The sequence below is a fragment of the Burkholderia sp. Bp9099 genome (assembly GCF_003857805.1).
Classification (GTDB): domain Bacteria; phylum Pseudomonadota; class Gammaproteobacteria; order Burkholderiales; family Burkholderiaceae; genus Burkholderia.
Map to the genome: position 1 here is coordinate 101149 of NZ_QTPU01000026.1, position 18659 is coordinate 119807.

The following is an 18659-nucleotide window of genomic DNA, read 5'->3' on the forward strand; positions in this document are numbered from 1 at the left end:
GTCGATATCGTCCTGGCTTACCTGGATGGCGGAATGTTCAGTGTCTGCTCGCCTTGAGAAGAGAGGGGCCCGTGCGATTCGACGATGTGATTTCCCGTGGCGCGGCGAGGGCGCTGGAGATCATCAGTAAGGGCCCCGAGTATTCGATCTGCCCGTGGATTCGTACCGGCTGCAAACCGCAAATTGCCGTTCGCGCCGGTCATCGCCAGCAATTCACTGACCGACGATGCACATGAGACGCGTCGCGCCACCCCCCCGGCGCGACACACTAGCGCTTTGAAGCACGCCTGCGCGTCGTCGCCTTTGCTGCCGCGACCGGCGCCACTTCCGCCGGGGCAGCCGCCGTGCCCGTCCGCTTGAACCACGGCGAACCCAGCGTGGCCGCGCTCATGTCCGACGCAGCCGCGAGCAATAGCGGCGCGAGTTCCTTCAGGCGCGATTCCGGCAGGCGGCTCGTCGGCCCGGCGAGGCTCACGATACCGACCACTTCGTTCGTGACCGGATTGCGCACGGCCGCCGCGATCGACGTCATGCCGACCTCGTACGTCTCGATCGCCATCCCGTAGCCACGCTCGCGCGCGCCGTTCAGATCCTTCAGGAACTGCTGGATCGTCTTCGGTGCGCGCGGTACATTCTGCGCCTTCGCGCCGAGGCCGCCCTGCCTCGACACCAGTTCGATCGCGCGCTCGTCGGGCAGCGTCGCGAGCCACGCCTCGCCGCTCGCGGTGCAATGCAGCGGCGGCTGGCTGCCCATGTCCGGGTCGTAACGCAGCCCGGACTTCGCACCCTGCGCCTTGCCGACGAACGTGATGTGATCGTCCTCGACCACGCCCAGCCGTGCCAGTTCGCCCGACGACTCGGCCAGGCGATCGAGCACCGGTTGGGAAATGTCGAATACCCCGCTCGTCGACAAATAGATCAGCGCGAGCGACACCAGCTTCAGCGCCAGCATGTATTCGCCGTGCTCCTCGTCCTGACGGACGAACCCCTCGTCGATCAGCATCGACAGCAGGCGATGCGTGCCGCTGCGGGGAATGTTCAGCGTATCGGCAATGGTAGCCAGCGGCATGCGGCCGCCGTTCTTTGCCAGCAATTCCAGCACTGCGAGCGCACGCTCGAGATTTCCTGCCATGGCGCCTTCTCGTCCGTATGGTGAATGTCAAATAAGAACACAATTCCATACTGGAATTCAAGAGAATTTGCGCGACGCCGCCCCCCACCGTGGCGCCGCGCTCGCCGTCAGTGGCCGGCAGCCCCGCTCACGGCCACGAACCTCCCGCGATGGCGCGCGCCCTTGAGCAGCACCGCCGCGCCGCCCACGGCGGCAGGCACCGCAAGCGCCGCGAAGACCTGGCCGAAACTCCAGTTCGCATGGAGCATGGCCGCGCCCAGCATCGCGCCCGCGATGCCGCCGAAACGGCCGACCCCGAGCATCCAGCTCGTCCCGGTGGCCCGCATTTCGGTCGGATAGGAGCCGGCCGCCAGCGCGCAGAAGCCCGTATTCGAACCGTTCATGCAGTACCCGATGCCGAACGCGAGCACGCAGATGACGCCGAACGGATGAGCCGACACACCCATGTACCAGGCCAGCGCGCCGCCGGCGAGCACGGTCGCGCCGAGCGCGGCGTGCGGATTGAACCGGTCCATCTGCCAGCCGATCAGCAACGAGCCGACCGTTCCGCCCGCCTGGAACAGCGCGCCGACGATCGCCGCCTCGGCCAGCGAAAAACCCAGACCGCGAATCAGCGTCGGCAGCCAGTTGCCGAGCAGATAGACGGTCAGCAATCCCGCGAAGTAGCAGATCCACAGCATCACCGTGCCGAACGCATGTTCGCGCGACAGAATCGCGCGAACGGGACTGCGCACGTCGCGCGCCGGTTCGGCGGACACGAACCGCGTCCGTGCGTCGGCGACCGCCGGCTGTATGCGATTCAGCACGCCGATGAGCCGTGCGCGGCGCCGCTCCGACAGCGCGAGATACCGTGCCGATTCCGGCAGCCATTTGACGAGGATGGGCACGTACGCGATCGGCAGCACGCCGCCGAGCAGCAGGACCGAATGCCAGCCCCACGTTTCGATCATCCACGCGCTCACGAAACCGCCGCCCGCCGCGCCGAAGGTGAAGCCGCAGAACACGGCCGTCACCATCAGCGCGCGCCGCCGCGGCGGCGCATATTCAGCCATCAGCGTGGCCGCATTCGGCATCGACGCGCCCAGGCCGATGCCGGTCAGGAAGCGCAGCACCGTCAGCGACACCACGCCGGTCGCAAACGCCGATGCAATGCTCCACAGGCCGAAGAACATCACCGCGCTGACCATCACCGTCTTGCGGCCGAAGCGGTCGGACATCGGGCCGGCCGTGAGCGCGCCGAACGCGAGGCCGAGCAGGCCACCGCTCATCACCGGGCCCAGCGCGTCACGCGGAATCGACCACGCGCCGGAAATCGACGGCGCGATGAAGCCGATCATTACCGTGTCGAGCCCGTCGAGCATCACGATCAGCATGCACAACACCAGCACGAGCCACTGGAACCGGCCCACCGGCCGCGTATCGAGAAATTGCTGAACGTCGAGCGAGCGCGCGTCGTTCGATTCGCTTTCCTGAATGAAATGTTTCGGCCGTCGGGCCGTCTGCGAGGAAGTCATGCTGATGTCTCCGGAGATGCTGTTCTTGTTGTCGTATCGAATGCCCGATCCGCGCGCCGGCGCGATGCCTGGCGCCGATCGGGCCCGTCGCGTCGAGAAGGCGGCCGCCGCGCGATCAGGCCGGCACGGCCGCCGCATCGATCACGGCAACGGTCGCTTCACGCAGGCGGCGCGCGCGCTCGACGGCATGCGTCGTCTTCGCCCACGCTTCGTTCGGCACCTCGACGCTCACCGGCAGGTGAGCGGGCAGCGCGCGCAGGATGCCCGCAAGGTCGAGACCGCCCTCGCCCGGCACCATCCGCGCGCAGCGTGCCTGGAACAGCAGCGTGTCGACGTCGGTCGGCCGTTCGGCCGGCGCATCGCAGAACTGGACGTAGCCGAAGTACGCGTGCGGCAACGCGCGCAACGCGTCGAGCGACGAGCCGGTACGATCGAAGTGGATCGGATCGACGATCAATCCGGTGTTGCGCCGGCCGCACGCGTCGACGATGCGCGCGCCGGCGCCGATGTCCTTCACGTCGGTCCACGGCATCGGCTCCAGCGACGGCGACAGGCCGAGCGGCGCGGCCAGGTCGCACAGCCGGCCGAGCCGGTCGACGGTGCGCGCCTCGTCGGGATCGTTGCCGGCCACGAGGACGTAGCGCGCGCCGAGCTCCGCCGCCGTTTCGAGCATCGGCAGGTAGTGCGTCACGTCGGTATCGGGCTTCAGGCGCGCGATCTCGACGTCGAGCACACGCATGCCCGTATCGCGCAGGACCGCCAGCGTTTCGCGCTTGAGCGGCGTATCGCCGACGATCTCGTGGCGAACCTCGGTGTCGGTGGCCGGCAGCAGTCGCAGGCCGACGTAGTCGTAGCCGGCGTCGACGGCGCATCGCACCATCTGCGGCGGGCTCAGTTCGAGCACGGTCAGCGCCGACAGCGACAGCGCGCGGAATTGAGGCTGGGTCATATCGTCTCCTTGAGCGTCATGGCGCAATACGCGGCACGTTCAGCGCAACGGCGAAAACGGCGCGGGCACGCAGATCGTCGATTCCATGGTCGTGAGGTGGGCCGGGCCGCCCTTCGGCGGCCAGATGCCGTCCCTGACCGCTTCGGCGCGAATGCGCGAACGCTCGTCCACGCTCGCATACGGCCAGATGTTCAGGAACCGCGGCGTGTCGCCGTCGAGCGCATACATCGCGCCGACCAGCGGCGAGCGGCGGGTGCGCTCCGGCACCGCCTGCTCCCACACGTCGATCGTGTGCTGCAGGCTGCCGAGCTTCGTGCCATATACGCGCATCTCGTAGATGCCGCCGTGCACGGCCGGTTCGATCGGCGGCAGGAACGGGAACAGCGCATAGCTGGCCGTCTTCACGTCGACGATCGATTCGCCGCAGCCGAACGGGTTGCCTTCGAGCAGCATCCGCTTGCGCTCGGCGACGAGCGCGGCCTCCGATTCATAACCGCGCAGCACCAGCACCTGACCGAGCGTGCCGATGTCCGAGTACCACGCGCCGAGCAGCCTGCCGCCGTGCGGATCGCCGCTGGCCTGAATCCCTTCGAAGACCTGCGCGTTCGCGCCGATCTTCACCGTGAGCGTCACTACGTCATACAGTCTCATTGCGTTGTCCTCGAGGATGAATCGATGCCGGCACGCGCGGATTCGGGCGCGGCGTCGGCGAGAGAAAGGCCGGCGAGATAACCGAACGTCATCGCCGGGCCGAGTGTGATGCCGCCGCTGGGATAGCAGCCGCCCATCATGCTGGCGGAATCGTTGCCGACCGCGTAGAGGCCGGCGATCGCACGGCCGGCGTGGTCGAGCACGCGCGCGTCGCGGTCGGTGGCCAGGCCCGCGAACGTGCCGAGGCTGCCCGGCAGCAGCTTCACCGCATAGAACGGCCCCGCGTCGATCGGCGCGAGACATGGGTTCGGCTGCCGGTCGGCATCGCCCTGCACGCGGTTGTACGGCGTCGAGCCCTTGTGAAACGCCGGATCGCAACCCTGCTTCGCGTACTGGTTGTAGGTCGATACCGTGTCCACCAGCGAAGCGGCGTCGATTCCGCATTCGCGCGCGAGCGCGTCGAGCGTCGCGCCGCGCTTCAGATAGCCCGAGCGCCGGTACGGGCCGGTCGGGAACGGAAACGGCTTCGAGAAACCGAGCCCATAGCGCCGCTGAAAGCGATGGTCGCAGACGAGCCACGCGCATACTTCCTCGCCGGCCGGCGTCGTGTCGAGCAGCGCGGCAATGAAGTCGTGATACGACGATGCCTCGTTCACGAAGCGCTTGCCCGCGCGTGTCACCGCGATCACGCCCGGCTTCGCGCGTTCGATCAAATGCGGAAACGCAACGGCGTCGCCGCCCGGTTGCGGCACCAGCGAAACGGGCGCCCACGCGGCCGGCGCATCGAGCGACCGGTCGAAATGCGCACCGATCGATTCGCCGAGCCGGATCCCGTCGCCGGTATTGCAGAGCGGCGCCGCCGACCAGTGTTCGCGGCCCGACGGCGTATACGCGAACGTCTGCGCACGCCGCGCCTGATCGTGAGGGAAGCCTCCGCAAGCCAGCACGACGCCGCGCGCCGCGCGCACCTCGTGCACGATGCCGTCGATCGCCACGCGGGCGCCGATCACGCGCACGTCGTCGCGCAGCAGGCCGATCGCCTTCGCATGGGTGCGCAGGTCGACCCCGCGATCGGCGGCCGACTTCAACAGGCGCGCGACGAGCGCATTGCCGTTGACGAGATGCATCGAGCGCCCGTAACGCAGCTTGTGCCACGCGAACGCGGCCAGCCGGCGGCCGACATGCAGCGCGGAGCTCAGCGAGCGCGTCGCGCGATAGAAATGCGCGAGATCCTGGCCGGACGCGAGTGCCATCCCCTTGAGCGTCGTCACCGACAGCGGTGTGCGCAGCTTGTCGATCAGCGGGCCCAGTTCACGGCCGTCGTACGGCATCGCGCAGACCGAGCGCCCGCCCGTGCCGGCGCCCGGCGTGGTGTGGAAATCGGGAATGCGGTTGCCGTCGACGAAGCGCAGCGCCGTGTTCCGCTCGAAGAATTCGATCATCTCCGGGCCGCGTTCGAGCAGCGCATCGGCCTTCGCCGCATCGAACTGCGCGCCCAGCTCGTTCTTCAGGTACGTGCGCGGCGCATCGATGTCCTCGCGAATGCCGGCACGCGTCGCGAGCGGATTGCGCGGAATCCACATCCATCCGCCCGACCACGCGGTGGTGCCGCCGAACGCGGCCTCCTTCTCGGCGACGATCACGCCCAGGCCCCGCGCCGCCGCCGTGACGGCCGCCGCGAGGCCGCCCGCGCCGGAGCCCAGTACCAGCACGTCGCAATCGAGTATCGGTTCACGCTTCATGTTCAGTCCTGCCCGTTCAGTATCTCCAACGCCGGATACGACACGATCGCGACGTCCATGGAATATCATTGCGAAGTGGAATACTATTCCACTCAATCGGATTTCGCAAAGACTTTGTGACGACAGGGAGGCAACGCAATGCGAGTACTGGTAACGGGCGGCAGCGGTTTTCTCGGCGCATGGATCATCAGGAGGCTGCTGGCGCGCGGCATGGAATGCGTGAGCTTCGACGTGCGCACGAACCCGCGCCTCGTCGAGGCGCTCGCGCCCGAACGGGCTGCGGCCGTACGCTGGCGCACCGGCGACATCGCCGACGCGGCCGCCACGGCGCACGCCTTCGACGGCTGCGACGCGGCGATCCATCTCGCAGGCATCCTCACGCCCGACTGCGCGGCCGATCCCGTGCGCGGCGCGCGGGTCAACCTGATCGGCACGCTGAACGTATTCGAGGCCGCACGCTCGGCCGGGCTGCGACGCGTGCTCTATGCGAGCAGCGCCGGCGTATTCGGCCCCGACGACGGCGCCGTGCCGTTGCCGCAAACCCACTACGGCGCGTTCAAGCTGGCGTGCGAAGGATCGGCACGCGCGTACTGGCACGACCACGGGATCGCGAGCGTGGGCTTCCGTCCGCTCGTGGTCTATGGGGCCGGACGCGAGACCGGATCGAGCGCGGGGCCGAGCCTGGCCTGTCGGGCGGCCGCGCGCGGCGAGCGCTACACGATTCCGTTTACCGGCGCGACGGGCCTCGTGTTCGCCGACGACGTCGCCGCCGCTTACGAGGCCGCGCTGCTGGCCGACATCGAAGGCGCACACGCCTTCACGCTGGCGGGCGAGATCACCCCGGTGAACACGCTGATCGAACGGATCGCGGCCCTCGTGCCGCGTGCGCACATCGATGCCGGCGGCCCGCCGCTGCCGATCGCGACGGCGTTCCCGGACGACCCCGCGCTCGACCGCCTGCTGCCCGGCCTGCCGCGGACCGCGCTCGACGACGGACTGCGGCAGACGGTGGCGTTCTACCGGCGCCAGCGCTAGGCCGGCGCCCGCTACCCGCGGCTACGCGACGACGTCCGCGGGTGCAACGCCCGTGCGCGTCGCAGCCGCGCGATGCACGGCGAGCGTCGCCGCGAGCGTGCGCGCGGCGTCGTCGGCCGGACACAGCGGCGCCTCGGCGCCCGCGATCACCGCCGCGAAGTGGCGCAACTGCTCGTGATACGGATCGGCGCCATGCGGCGTGCAGCGCTCGACCGTCAATGGATCGTGCCAGCCCTTCCCGCTGCGGTATTCCCACAGATCGAGCTGCGGCAGCGTGAGCGAGGCATCGGTGCCGATCAGGAAATGCGTGTTCACCTGCTGGCGCGGATAGTGCGCGGCCTCGCCCGCCGCGAGATCCCAGTTCCACGGCGAGGTCGCGCAGTCGGACACGGCCAGCGTGCCGAGCGCGCCGCTGTCGAAGCGCAGCAGCACGGCGGCCGTGTCTTCCACGTCGAAACCGCGCACGCGATTGGACGCCTGGGCCTGCACCTCGACGATCTCGCCGAGCAGGAACCGCATGATGTCGATGTCGTGAATCAGGTTGATCAACACCGGGCCGCCGCCCGCGCGACGACGCCATTCGATGTCGAAATACGCGTCGGGCTTGTAGAACGTCGCGAGCGCATTGGCCGCGACGGGTTTGCCGAGCCGCCCCGACTGCACGATCTCTCGCGCGCGCCGCAAGACCGGATTGTGGCGGCGATGATGGCCGACCAGCAGCGGCACACCGGCCTCGCGTGCGGCGCGACCGAGGCCCGCCGCCGCCGCGACGCTGTCCGACACCGGCTTCTCGATCAGCGCCGGCACGCCGCGCGCGATGCAGGCAAGGCCGACCTCGACATGCGTCGCATTCGGCGTCGCGACGATCGCGCCGTCCGGGCGCATCGCGTCGAGCATCGTCGCGTAGTCGGCGAACCAGCGCAGCCCCTCGGCACGCGCGAACTGCTCGGCCGCCGGCGACGGATCGGCGATCGCCGCGACTTCCACCTGCGCATGCGTGCGCGCGCGCTCCACGTGCATCCGCCCGATTGCGCCTGCACCGATCACTGCCAGCCGTCTTCTTGCCATCGCTTCATCTCCGTTGTGCGGGGCGTACGTGTCGCGTCGAGCCGTTCGTCTTCCGGATCGACCGGGTGAATACCCCGATTTATTGAAACCATCTTTGATTGTTGAATGCTATTCCACTTCCAACCAGAATTCACGAAAATTCGACACGTGTCGCGCGGCCCGCCCACGGACCGCACGGAATCGAACCTTGACCAGGAAACAGGAGGCCAGACACATGACTGATCAGCACGAGCAGAACGACACCCTTTCCGGCGCCCCGGCAGACGTGCCTGACCACCCGGCGGCGTCGCGCCGCGCGTGGCTCGTCACCGCGGGCAAGGCGCTCGCGGGCGGGGCCGCGGCGCTCGCCGCGCCGGCGATCGTGCGCGCGCAGGGCGAGCAACCGCTGAAGCTGGGCCTGCTGATGGCCAAGCAGGGCGTGTGGACCGAACAAGGCGAAGTGATCGCGAACGGCGTCAAGCTCGCGCTCGAGGAGGCGGGCAACCAGGCGCGCGGCCGGCGCGTCGATCTCGTCTGGTACGACGAACCGAACCCGCAGTCGGCGCAGCAGAACATGCAGAAGCTCGTCGAGCAGGACCACGCGATCGCGGTGATCGGCGGCACGAACAGCGGCACGTCGCTCGCGATGTCGTCGGTCGCATGGCGCACCAGGACGCCTTACATCGCGCCGAACGCCGCCGCGCGCGAGCTGACCGGCAGCAGTTGCAACCCGTACACGTTCCGCGTGCTGAGCCCGACGCCCGTCGCATGCCGCGCACTCGCGCCGTCGATGCTCGCGATCGGCAAGAAATGGCACTTCCTCGTCGCGAACTATGCGTACGGGCAGGACATTCAGCGCGCGATGTCCGACTTGTTGAAACAGGCCGGCGGCGTCATCACCGGCGCCGACGTCACGCCGCTCAACACCACCGACTTCAGCTCGTTCATCCTGAAGATCCGCCAGTCGAAACCCGATGTCGTGCTGCTCGGGCTGCCGGGCGGCGACCTGTCGACGTTCCTGAAGCAATACGCGGAAATGGGCATGAAAGGCCGCATCCCGGTGGCGTGCCCGATCATCGGCGACTCGGATCTCTGGTCGATCAACGCCGACGCCGCCACCGGCTACTACGGCAAGCCGTGGCATTTCAGCTCGCCGGGCCATGCGCCGGAAGAAGTTGCGTTCATCAGGAAGTACACGGCGAAGTACGGCAAGCCGCCGGCCGACAAGGCCTGGATCGGCTGGTTCACGGCGCGCGCACTGCTGCAGGCGATCAACCACGCGAAGAGCACGTCCGGCGCGGACATCGTGCAGAGCCTGGAGACCATTCAGGTCGCCGACGGCAGCGGCGCCGCCTACTTCCGCCCGTGGGACCACCAGTTGTTGCGGCGCTGGAGCGTGTTCAAGGTGAAGGACCGGATCGGCGACAAATGGGACTGGCTCGACCCGATCTCCGTCGCGCCGCAGAACCCCGGCGACCTCGACCGTCTCTTCGGCACACGCGAGGAGATCGGCTGCAAGATGGCCGCGCGCTGAGCCCGCGCGCCGCCGCCCCAAGCGTATCCCGCGCGCGTCGCGGCCCGCCGCTCGCCCGTCACGACGGGCCGCGGCGCGGCGCGGCGAGCCGCACTCTGGAGTAAGGGCATGGCTGAAATGTTGTTGTCCCAGGTCGCCAACGGACTGGTGCTGGGGTTCCTCTATGTATTGCTCGCGATCGGACTGTCGATCATCTGCGGGCTGCTGGGCATCGTGAATTTCGCGCATGGCGCGCTCTTCGCGCTCGGCGCGTATTTCGCGATCGCACTGTCGACGCAGTTCGGATGGGCCGCCGTCGCGCTCGCACCGGTGCTCGTCGCGGCGGTGGGCGTGCTGATCGAAGTGGTGTTCATCCGGCGCCTGTACGGCAAGGAGCCGCTCCTCGGCCTGATCGTCACGTTCGCGCTGTCGCTGCTGCTCACCGCACTGGTTCGCCTCGTGTGGGGCGCGGGCGGGCTGCCGTTCAGTCCGCCCGGGATGCTCAACGGGTTTCTCGTATACGGGCCGCTGCTGATCACGAAGTATCGGCTGTTCGTGCTCGCCGCGACGATCGCGATCCTCGTCGTGCTGTGGTGGTTCATGAACTACACGCCATACGGGCGGATCCTGCGCGCCGGCAGCCGCGATCCTGAAATGGTCGGCCTGCTCGGCATCAACCTGCCGCGCGTGCTGACCGGCGCGTTCGCGCTCGGCGCGCTGCTCGCGGGTGCCGCGGGCGTGCTCGCGGCACCGCTCGTCACGGTCACGCCGGGGATGGCGACGACCGCCGTGATGCCCGCGTTCGTGATCGTCACGATCGGCGGGCTCGGCTCGTTCGCCGGCGCGGTGGTCGCCGGCCTGCTGGTCGGCATCGCAACCGCGCTGGCCGTCCAGTTCTTTCCGGCGGGCTCGTCGGTCGCGATGTACGCGCTGATGGCACTCGTCCTTCTCGTGCGCCCTCGCGGGCTGTTTGGTGAACGCTGGGAGCGCTTCGAATGAAATTCGATTATCTGACCCGCCATCCGGTTGCAGTGCTGACCACCGCGCTCGTCCTCGTGTCGCTTGCCCTCACCGCGACCGGCACGCCGCTCGAGCGCGCAACCCAGATCGCGATCTACACGCTCTACGGGATGGGCGTGAACCTGCTGGTCGCGTATACGGGGCTCGTCCCGTTCGGCGCATCGGTGTTCTTCGGCACGGCCACGTACCTGGTCGCCGTGTCGCTGCTGCGCGTGCTGGGCAACGAGTTGCTCGCGCTGGCGGCCACCGTGATCGTGACGACCGTGCTCGCCGCGCTGATCGGCGCGGTTGTGTTGCGCCGGCGTGGGCTCTACTTCTCGCTGCTCACCCTCGCCTGTTCGCAGATCGCGTTCGAGATCGCGTTCAAGTGGACCGACGTGACCGGCGGTGAAAACGGCCTGCAGAACGTGCCGCGCCCGACCTTCCCGACGACCGTCGGCTTCCACGTATTCGCATGCGTGACGGTGATCGCCATCGCCTGTCTGCTATGGCGCCTCGTGCACGCGCCGTTCGGACGGGCGCTGCAGGCACTGCGCGACAACGAGCAGCGCGCGGCGAGCCTCGGCTACGACACGTATCGGCTCAAGCTGCGCGCGTTCGTGATCTCGGCTGCGGTGATCGGCTACGCGGGCGGCCTGCTGTGCCTGATGCTGCAGGGCGCGTACGCGAACAACCTGAGCTGGGAGCACGCGGGCGACAGCCTGCTGATGACCGTGCTCGGCGGTGTCCACCAGTTTCTCGGGCCGCTGTGGGGCGCGATCGCGTTCATCCTGCTCGAAGACAAGCTCAGCAGCCTGACCGAGCACTGGTGGCTGATCTTCGCGCCGATCGTCATCGCGTTCGCGTTCTTCTCGCCCGAGGGCATCCACGGCATCGCGCAGCGGCTGTTGCGACGTCCGCGCTGGACCCTCGTGCGCGACACGATTCCCGTGCGCCCCGCCACGATCGCGCCGTATCGCGCGGGCGGCGTCGAGACCGATCCCGCCACGCCCGTGCTGAGCGTGCGCGGATTGTCGAAGCGTTTCGGCTCGCTCGTGACCGCCGAACGGATCGACCTCGACGTCCATCCGTGCCGGCTGCACAGCTTCATCGGCCCGAACGGCGCGGGCAAGACCACGTTCTTCAACATGCTGACGGGCGTGCTGTCGCCGACGGCCGGCACGATCACGTTCGACGGCAAGGACGTGACGAAGCTCGCCATGTTCCGCCGCGTGCGGCTCGGCATGAGTCGCTCGTTCCAGATCCTCAGCGTATTTCGCAATCTCACCGTGTTCGAGAACGTGCGGGTCGCGGTGCAGGCCGCGCAGCACGATCGCCTCGGCCTCTGGCGCGACGCGCACACGCTCGGCGAACAGAACGAGATGACCTGGTCGCTGCTCGCGGCGGTCGGGCTGGCAGAGCGCGCGGCGCATGGTTGCGAAAGCCTGTCGCACGGCGAGCAGCGCCTGCTCGAAATCGCGCTGTCGCTCGCGACTCGCGCACGCCTGCTGCTGCTCGACGAGCCGCTCGCGGGGCTTGCCGAAGCCGACCGCGTGCGCGTGGCGGCGATCATCCGCGAACTGGCGAACCATCACGCGGTGCTGCTGATCGAGCACGACATCGATCGCGTGCTGACGATTTCCGATCGCGTCAGCGTGCTCCATCGCGGCCGGCTGATCGCCGACGGCTCGCCGGCCGAAGTCGCGCGCCATCCCGAGGTGATCGAAGCCTACCTGGGCCACGCGAAGGGCGAGCGGCCGGTCGATGCGAGGCTGGCCGCCCGACGCGGCGTGCAGCACGAAGATGCCGCACCGGCGCGACGCCCGCTGCTGCGCCTCGAAGGCGTGAAGGCCGGTTATACCGGCAACACGATCCTCGACGGCATCGACCTCACGCTCCACGAAGGCGAAGTGATCGCGATCCTCGGACGCAACGGCGTCGGCAAGACGACGACGTTGCGCGCCGCGACCGGCGTCGCCGACGTGACGGCCGGGCGCATCGTGTTCGACGGCCACGACATCACCGGGCGCCCCGCGCACGAGATCAATCGTCTCGGCCTCGCGATGGTGCCCGAGGGCCGCCGCCTGTTCCCGAACCTCACGGTCGCCGAGAACCTGCGGCTCGCCGCACGCAAGGGCGGCGCGAGCGTCGACGAGATGTTCGCGCTGTTCCCGCGACTCGCGACGCGCAAGGATGCGCGCGCCGAACATCTGTCCGGCGGCGAACGACAGATGGTGGCGATCGCGCGCGCGCTGATGGCGCCGGCGAAGGCGATCCTGCTCGACGAACCGTTCGAGGGGCTCGCGCCCGCCGTCGTACAGGAAGTGCTCGACGCGGTAGTCAAGCTGCGCGAGCGCGCGAGCGTCGTGATCGTCGAGCACCAGGCCGACATGGTGCTGCCGATCGCGGATCGCGCGTACGTGCTCGTCAACGGTCGCGTCGCGCACGAAAGCAGCGCGGTCGCGCTCGAACAGGACACCGCCACCCAGGCGAAATTGCTCGGCATCGTACACGACGAGGCCGGTTCAACCCAGGAGATGAAAACAGCATGACAGCCCCCTTGACCCCGACCGCCCCGGTTTCGCTCGACGAAGGCCTGAGCGGTGCGACCCGCATTCATTTCATCGTCGGCGATCCGATCGCGCAGGTCCGTTCGCCGAAAGGCGTGACGGCCGCGCTGCGCGAGGCCGGACTCGACGCGCTGGTCGTTCCCGCTCATGTCGCACCGGCCGATCTTGCGGCGTTCTTCGCGGGCATCACACCGATGCGCAACGTCGACGGCGTGATCATCACCGTGCCGCACAAATTCAGCGCCGCCGGGTTCTGCTCGCGCCTGTCCGATGAAGCGGCATTCCTCGGCGCGGCGAATACGCTACGACGCACCGCCGAAGGCGGCTGGCACGGCGGCATGTTCGATGGCACCGGTTTCGTCGCCGCGCTCGGCGACGAAGGCTGCGACCTGCGCGGCAAGCGCGCACTGCTGGTCGGCGCGGGCGGCGCAGGCTCGGCAATCGGCCATGCGCTGGTGATGGCGGGTGTCACGTCGCTCGACGTGCGCGACAACGATGCCGGCCGCACCGCGTCGCTGGTCGAGCGGCTGGCCACGCTGCAACGCGGCACGGTGCGCGTCGCCGCCGCGGATATCGCAGCCGAGTCGTTCGACGTGATCGTCAATGCGTCGCCGATGGGCATGCGGCCGGACGATCCGCTGCCCGTCGACGTCTCGCGCGTGCCGGCCACCGCGTTCGTCGGCGACGTCGTCACGAAGCCGCCGCTCACGCCGTTCATCGAGGCAGCGCGTGCCCGCGGTTGCCGAACCGTCACGGGCACGCAGATGTTCGCGCGGGTCTGCGATCGAATGGTCGCATTCCTGGTCGATACCGCCGCCTGAGTGCATGTGGACAGGTCGCGATCGTCATGCGCGGCGCGGCCTGCCGAATCGTTTCCGCCGCGCCGGCGTCGACGCGCAGCCGGTGCAGGCATCGTGCACCCTGAATGAAGTCGCGCCTCGTCTTCCGGACATATTTCGGAACACTATTCCACTTTCTTTGTTATTGGAATAACATTCCACAAAGATCGAAGCCTCTTCCGCCGCGCGCACGAATCCGGACGTGCGGCGGAACGAAACGAAGGAGACGTGGACATGGCTGCAGTGCAACAGGGTTGGGACGAAGAGGTGGACCTGCTGGTGTTCGGCGCAGGTGCGGCGGGCATGACCGCCGCGCTCGTCGCGCATCACGAGGGGCTCGCCGTCCTGATATGCGAAAAAACCGCCGCGGTGGGCGGCATCACGTCCACGTCGGGCGGCACGACGTGGGTGCCGGGCACACGCTTGAGCGTCGCCGCGGGCGTGCCCGACAGCGTCGACGATGCGCGCCGCTTCCTGCAGTCGGTGGTCGGCGCGCGCGGCGGCGACGACGCGCGCGAAGCATTTCTGCAAAGCGGCCCCGACGCGATCGACGAACTCGCGCGCATCAGCGACGTGAAGTTCGTCGCCGCCACCGCACATCCGGATTACGTCAACGGCCCGGGCGCGGCCTACGGCGGCCGGGCGCTCGTGCCCGCGCCGTTCGATGCGCGCGTGCTCGGCCGCGCGTTCGCGCGCGTGCGCCCGCCGCGCAAGGAATTCATGGGCCTCGGCGGCATGATGGTCGCGCGCGCCGACCTCAATGCGCTGCTCGCGCCGTTCGCGTCGGTCGCGAACTTCAAGCGCACGATCACGGTCGTCGGGCGCTATGCGATGGATCGCCTGCGCTTTCCGCGCGGCACGCAGCTGGTGATGGGCAACGCGCTCGCCGCCCGGCTCTATTACAGCCTGCTCAAACGCCAGGTCGAGATTCGCTTCGACACGCCGCTGCTCGAACTGGTACGCGAGAACGGCCGCGTCACCGGCGCCATCGTCACGACACCGGATGGCGGTCGCAAGCGAATCGGCGCGCGGCGCGGCGTGGTGCTCGCGACCGGCGGCATCACGCGCCATCCGTCGCTGCGCCGGCAGTTCTTCCCTGCCGCGGCCCAGCCGCTGTCGCTGTCGCCGAATACGCATACCGGCGACGGCGTCGACCGCGCACAGCGCGTCAATGCGCGGGTCGAAAACGGCGGCGACAGCCCGGGGCTATGGATGCCGTGTTCGATCCGCCGCGCACCGGGCGCCCCCACGGGCAGCGACGGCGACAGCGTCTGGCCGCACATCATTCTCGATCGCGCGAAGCCCGGCCTCATCGCGGTCAACAGCCGCGGCGAGCGCTTCGTCAACGAATCGAACTCATACCACGACTTCGTGATGGGCATGCTGCGCGACAGCGGCAACGGGCCGAGCGTGCCGGCCCATCTGATCGTCGATGCTGCGTTCATTCGCACCTATGGCCTCGGCCTGCTGATGCCGGCGCGCAGTGCGGCCCGCATCGCCGAATTCGAACGCGCCGGCTATCTGGTGAAAGGTGCAACGCTGGCCGAGCTGGCGGCGAAGTTGCAGGTGGATGCGAACGGCCTGGCGCGCACCGTCGCGACCTACAATCGCGACGCCGCCGAAGGGAGGGATCCGGCATTCCAGCGCGGCAGCAGCCCGATGAGCCGCTTCAACGGCGATCCGGCGCAACAGCCGAATCCGTGCATCCGGCCGATCGGCGCGGGGCCTTACTACGCGGTGACCGTATGGCCGGCCGATCTCGCGTGCAGCGCGGGGTTGAGCGGCACGGCGAACGGCGAGGTGATCGATGTCGACGGGCGCGTGATCCCCGGCCTGTTCGCGTGCGGCAACGATCTCGCGTCGATCTTTCGCGGCACGTACCCCGGCCCCGGCACGACGCTCGGCCCGGCCATCGTATTCGGCTGGCGCATCGCGAAGTTCGTCGCGCGACGCGAAGCGGCATCGACGGGCACATCACCCGCAGCCGCGGTGCACCGCTCGACCTGCGACAGCGCGCAACGCTGACGAACGCGCCGGCACGGCACGCGCAGGCCGCGCCGGCTCACCCCATCGAGAAGGAGTCGTTCATGCAACGCATCGTCAACCGCCATCGATTGAACATGCCGAAACTGGGGCTCGGCACATGGCCCATGCTCGGCGACGAATGCACGCGCGCGGTCGCGCTCGCACTGGAGTCGGGTTATCGCCATATCGATACCGCAGCCGCGTACGAGAACGAAGCGGCGGTCGGCAACGCCATCGCCGCTTCGAACGTCCCGCGCGAGCAGATTCACGTGACCAGCAAGGTATGGTGGGACCAGTTGAACCCCGAACGCATGCGGAAATCGCTCGACGACACCTTGCGCGCGCTGCGCTGCGACTACGTGGACCTGTTCCTGATCCACTGGCCGGCGCCCGACTGGAATCTTGCCGAGACGATCGACACGCTCGTTTCGTTCAAGGAGCAGGGACGCGCCCGCGCGATCGGCGTCGCGAACTTTCCGCTTGCGCTGTTGCGCGCCGTCGTCGAACAGATGCAGGCGCCACTGGCCGCGATACAGGTCGAGTATCACGTGCTGCTCGGTCAGGCGCGGCTGCTGCAATTCGCGCGCCAACATGACATGGCGCTGATCGCGTACAGCCCGCTCGCGCGCAACCGCGTGTCGGAGATCCCGGAACTGCAGCGGATCGCCGACAAGCATCGCGTGCTGCCGAGCCAGGTGGCGCTGAAATGGCTGCTCGACCAGCCGAACGTGGCCGCCGTGCCGAAGGCGGCCGGGCAACGCAATCAGCTCGCCAATCTGGCATCGCTCGACGTGAACCTGGACGACGCTGATCGGGCGCTGATCGCCGGCCTGCCGAAGAATCAGCGGCTCGTGAGTCCGGCGTTCGCGCCGCAGTGGGATCCGGCCATGTAAGGAACGGCGTGTGGGTCGGCAATCGTTGCGGGCACGGGATGAAATCGCGGCTTCGGCACGCCTGTCGCCCACGCCGCGCGGCCCCTTCACCTGGGTGCCGGCCCGATCACGGGCGCCGGAACCCGATCGGCGTCGACGAATCGCTCGACGCCGACAGACCGGAGATCGCACTGGCCAGCACTGGGGCTTTGCATCGCGCCTGCACCGCGAGCCAATGCCCGCAAGGCATTCAAATCCGGCCCCATAAATCAGAATTTGTGCCGGTCAACACCTGACCGATCGAGACCTGGCACCCGCCATCTTCCGCAAGCATGTCTTTCCGGGGTTTACCTAACTGACTGGACGCCGAACGCATGCTTAAATAAATCAACTTGATTTATTTAATGCGCCGAAAGCGGCGCCACATGGAGGGAGACGCCATGCGAAGCCCGCACATCGGCCAGGGCAGCAACTCGGTCAACGTGCGCCGTTACAACGAGCGCCTTTTGCTGAAGACGCTGCGCCGTACCGGCAGCGCGTCGAAGGCCGACCTCGCCCGCCACGCGAACATGACGAGTGCGGCTGTCGGCGGCATCATCGCGTCGCTCGCCGACGCGAAACTGATCGAATTCGCCGGCCGCACCGAAGGCCAGCGCGGCCAGCCGGCGTCGCTGATTCGTCTCGATCCCAATGGGGCATTCGGCATCGGCGTCCGCATCGACCGCATGCGCATCGAAACGGCGCTGGTCAACTTCGCGGGCGAGATCATCGGCCGCCGCTCCCACGACACCCTGCTCCCTCCGCCCGCGACCGTGCTCGAACTGGTTCGCAGCGACATCGAAGAGATGCAACTGCTGCTGCCCGCGCAGGATCGCGATCGGCTGGCGGGCGTCGGCGTGGCCCATCCGTTCAACCTGGGGAGCTGGCTGCGCGAACTCGGCCTGCCGGCCGAAGCCTTCCGCGCGTGGGCCGAGATCGACCTGGCCCGGGAACTCGCTAATGTCATTCCGCTGCCGGTGTTCAGCGAAAACGACGGCAATGCGGCCGCCATCGCCGAGCTCTTTTACGGCTGCGGCCGGCAACGCGACAATTTCGTCTATCTGTTCCTCGGACCGGTGATCGGCGGCGGGATCGCGATCGACGGCGACTGCCTGCACGGCCGCACCGGCAACGCCGGCGATTTCGCCGTGATGCCCGTACACCCGAGCCGCCTGCGCTCGGCGCCCGCGCCGCACGGCGCGTGGGACATCCTCCTGACGCGTGCGTCGTTGAGCGCGCTGATTCGCCATCTCCGCCATTGCGGCGAGCAGGTCGAGAACCGCGCGGATCTCGACGACTGCATCGCACGCAACGTGCCGGCCGTCGACGAATGGATCGACGATTGCGTCGATGCGCTCGCGTTCGCGCTGCGCGGGGCGCTATCCGTACTCGATTTGCCGGTCGTCGTCCTTGATTCGGACGTCGATGCCGGCCTGCTCGACACGCTCATGCAACGCCTGGGCGTGGCGCTCGCCGACATCACGCCGGAAGCCCGCAGCGCGCCGGAACTCGTGCGCGGCTCGTTCGGCGCCGACGCCGGCGCGATCGGCGCCGCGACGCTGCCGATGTTCTTCAATTTCTCACCACGCTCCGGCATCCTGCGCGGTGCAGGCCTGGATACGCAAGAGGTCGCTTATGTCGCGTTCTGAGTCCCTCCGGCCGCTGCTCGAGATGCGCGGCATCAGCAAGACCTTCCCGGCCGTGCGCGCGCTCGACAACGTCAGCCTGACCG

General features: G+C 68.3%; 14 protein-coding genes. 8 read left to right on the forward strand and 6 right to left on the reverse strand.

Annotated features, from left to right (window positions below):
- Nucleotides 1–268: 268 nt before the first annotated feature.
- From DIE17_RS27705 to DIE17_RS27725, 5 genes are all read right to left on the reverse strand, one after another.
- Complete coding sequence (locus DIE17_RS27705) at nt 269–1132, reverse strand: IclR family transcriptional regulator (protein ID WP_124522708.1); 864 nt, start codon at nt 1130–1132, stop codon at nt 269–271.
- A gap of 107 nt (nt 1133–1239) precedes the next feature.
- Nucleotides 1240–2607 (reverse strand): MFS transporter, encoded by a 1368-nt coding sequence (locus DIE17_RS27710; protein ID WP_409364350.1) that lies wholly within the window; start codon nt 2605–2607, stop codon nt 1240–1242.
- A 154-nt stretch (nt 2608–2761) separates the two neighbouring features.
- On the reverse strand, nt 2762–3595 hold the full coding sequence (locus DIE17_RS27715) for a sugar phosphate isomerase/epimerase (RefSeq protein ID WP_124522705.1): 834 nt from the start codon (nt 3593–3595) through the stop codon (nt 2762–2764).
- Between the two features lie 39 nt (nt 3596–3634).
- Nucleotides 3635–4246: an NIPSNAP family protein gene (locus DIE17_RS27720; protein WP_124522703.1), complete on the reverse strand. Its 612-nt coding sequence runs from the start codon at nt 4244–4246 to the stop codon at nt 3635–3637.
- The gene (locus tag DIE17_RS27725; protein ID WP_124522701.1) at nt 4243–5988 is read right to left on the reverse strand and encodes an FAD-dependent oxidoreductase; all 1746 of its coding nucleotides are present in this window, start codon (nt 5986–5988) and stop codon (nt 4243–4245) included. The genes DIE17_RS27720 and DIE17_RS27725 overlap by 4 nt, the downstream gene beginning before the upstream one ends.
- Nucleotides 5989–6126: 138 nt before the next feature.
- Between DIE17_RS27725 and DIE17_RS27730 the strand changes: the two genes are divergently transcribed.
- Complete coding sequence (locus DIE17_RS27730) at nt 6127–7023, forward strand: NAD(P)-dependent oxidoreductase (protein ID WP_124921403.1); 897 nt, start codon at nt 6127–6129, stop codon at nt 7021–7023.
- 21 nt (nt 7024–7044) lie between these two features.
- On the opposite strand, the gene DIE17_RS27735 is transcribed toward DIE17_RS27730, so the two are convergent.
- Entirely contained in the window at nt 7045–8091 is a 1047-nt protein-coding gene (locus tag DIE17_RS27735; RefSeq protein WP_124530267.1) for a Gfo/Idh/MocA family protein, read from the reverse strand.
- A 214-nt stretch (nt 8092–8305) separates the two neighbouring features.
- Here DIE17_RS27735 and DIE17_RS27745 point away from each other — a divergent pair, with 214 nt between their 5' ends.
- The 7 genes from DIE17_RS27745 to DIE17_RS27775 all read left to right on the forward strand — a co-directional run bounded on the left by DIE17_RS27745 (nt 8306) and on the right by DIE17_RS27775 (nt 18576).
- On the forward strand, nt 8306–9604 hold the full coding sequence (locus DIE17_RS27745; RefSeq protein WP_124921404.1) for an ABC transporter substrate-binding protein: 1299 nt from the start codon (nt 8306–8308) through the stop codon (nt 9602–9604).
- Between the two features lie 108 nt (nt 9605–9712).
- On the forward strand, nt 9713–10582 hold the full coding sequence (locus tag DIE17_RS27750) for a branched-chain amino acid ABC transporter permease (protein ID WP_124522696.1): 870 nt from the start codon (nt 9713–9715) through the stop codon (nt 10580–10582).
- The gene (locus tag DIE17_RS27755) at nt 10579–13134 is read left to right on the forward strand and encodes a branched-chain amino acid ABC transporter ATP-binding protein/permease (protein WP_124921405.1); all 2556 of its coding nucleotides are present in this window, start codon (nt 10579–10581) and stop codon (nt 13132–13134) included. The genes DIE17_RS27750 and DIE17_RS27755 overlap by 4 nt, the downstream gene beginning before the upstream one ends.
- Nucleotides 13131–13973 carry a shikimate dehydrogenase gene (locus tag DIE17_RS27760; protein ID WP_124921406.1) on the forward strand — a complete coding sequence of 281 codons (843 nt, stop codon included), beginning with the start codon at nt 13131–13133 and terminating at the stop codon, nt 13971–13973. The genes DIE17_RS27755 and DIE17_RS27760 overlap by 4 nt, the downstream gene beginning before the upstream one ends.
- A 252-nt stretch (nt 13974–14225) precedes the next feature.
- Nucleotides 14226–16016: an FAD-binding protein gene (locus tag DIE17_RS27765; protein WP_124921407.1), complete on the forward strand. Its 1791-nt coding sequence runs from the start codon at nt 14226–14228 to the stop codon at nt 16014–16016.
- A 62-nt stretch (nt 16017–16078) separates the two neighbouring features.
- Nucleotides 16079–16909, forward strand: a complete 831-nt coding sequence (locus DIE17_RS27770) for an aldo/keto reductase (RefSeq protein ID WP_124646484.1) — start codon at nt 16079–16081, stop codon at nt 16907–16909.
- Nucleotides 16910–17328: 419 nt separating this feature from the next.
- Complete coding sequence (locus tag DIE17_RS27775; RefSeq protein ID WP_124572110.1) at nt 17329–18576, forward strand: ROK family protein; 1248 nt, start codon at nt 17329–17331, stop codon at nt 18574–18576.
- Nucleotides 18577–18659 lie beyond the last annotated feature (83 nt).

Bases quoted from the DNA above. Each gene is read 5' to 3' on its own strand.
- DIE17_RS27765 (WP_124921407.1), top strand. From the start codon at position 14,226: ATGGCTGCAGTGCAACAGGGTTGGGACGAAGAGGTGGACCTGCTGGTG.
- DIE17_RS27755 (WP_124921405.1), top strand. From the start codon at position 10,579: ATGAAATTCGATTATCTGACCCGCCATCCGGTTGCAGTGCTGACCACC.
- DIE17_RS27775 (WP_124572110.1), top strand. From the start codon at position 17,329: ATGCGAAGCCCGCACATCGGCCAGGGCAGCAACTCGGTCAACGTGCGC.
- DIE17_RS27725 (WP_124522701.1), bottom strand. From the start codon at position 5,988: ATGAAGCGTGAACCGATACTCGATTGCGACGTGCTGGTACTGGGCTCC.
- DIE17_RS27730 (WP_124921403.1), top strand. From the start codon at position 6,127: ATGCGAGTACTGGTAACGGGCGGCAGCGGTTTTCTCGGCGCATGGATC.
- DIE17_RS27750 (WP_124522696.1), top strand. From the start codon at position 9,713: ATGGCTGAAATGTTGTTGTCCCAGGTCGCCAACGGACTGGTGCTGGGG.
- DIE17_RS27760 (WP_124921406.1), top strand. From the start codon at position 13,131: ATGACAGCCCCCTTGACCCCGACCGCCCCGGTTTCGCTCGACGAAGGC.
- DIE17_RS27735 (WP_124530267.1), bottom strand. From the start codon at position 8,091: ATGGCAAGAAGACGGCTGGCAGTGATCGGTGCAGGCGCAATCGGGCGG.
- DIE17_RS27770 (WP_124646484.1), top strand. From the start codon at position 16,079: ATGCAACGCATCGTCAACCGCCATCGATTGAACATGCCGAAACTGGGG.
- DIE17_RS27720 (WP_124522703.1), bottom strand. From the start codon at position 4,246: ATGAGACTGTATGACGTAGTGACGCTCACGGTGAAGATCGGCGCGAAC.
- DIE17_RS27705 (WP_124522708.1), bottom strand. From the start codon at position 1,132: ATGGCAGGAAATCTCGAGCGTGCGCTCGCAGTGCTGGAATTGCTGGCA.
- DIE17_RS27745 (WP_124921404.1), top strand. From the start codon at position 8,306: ATGACTGATCAGCACGAGCAGAACGACACCCTTTCCGGCGCCCCGGCA.
- DIE17_RS27715 (WP_124522705.1), bottom strand. From the start codon at position 3,595: ATGACCCAGCCTCAATTCCGCGCGCTGTCGCTGTCGGCGCTGACCGTG.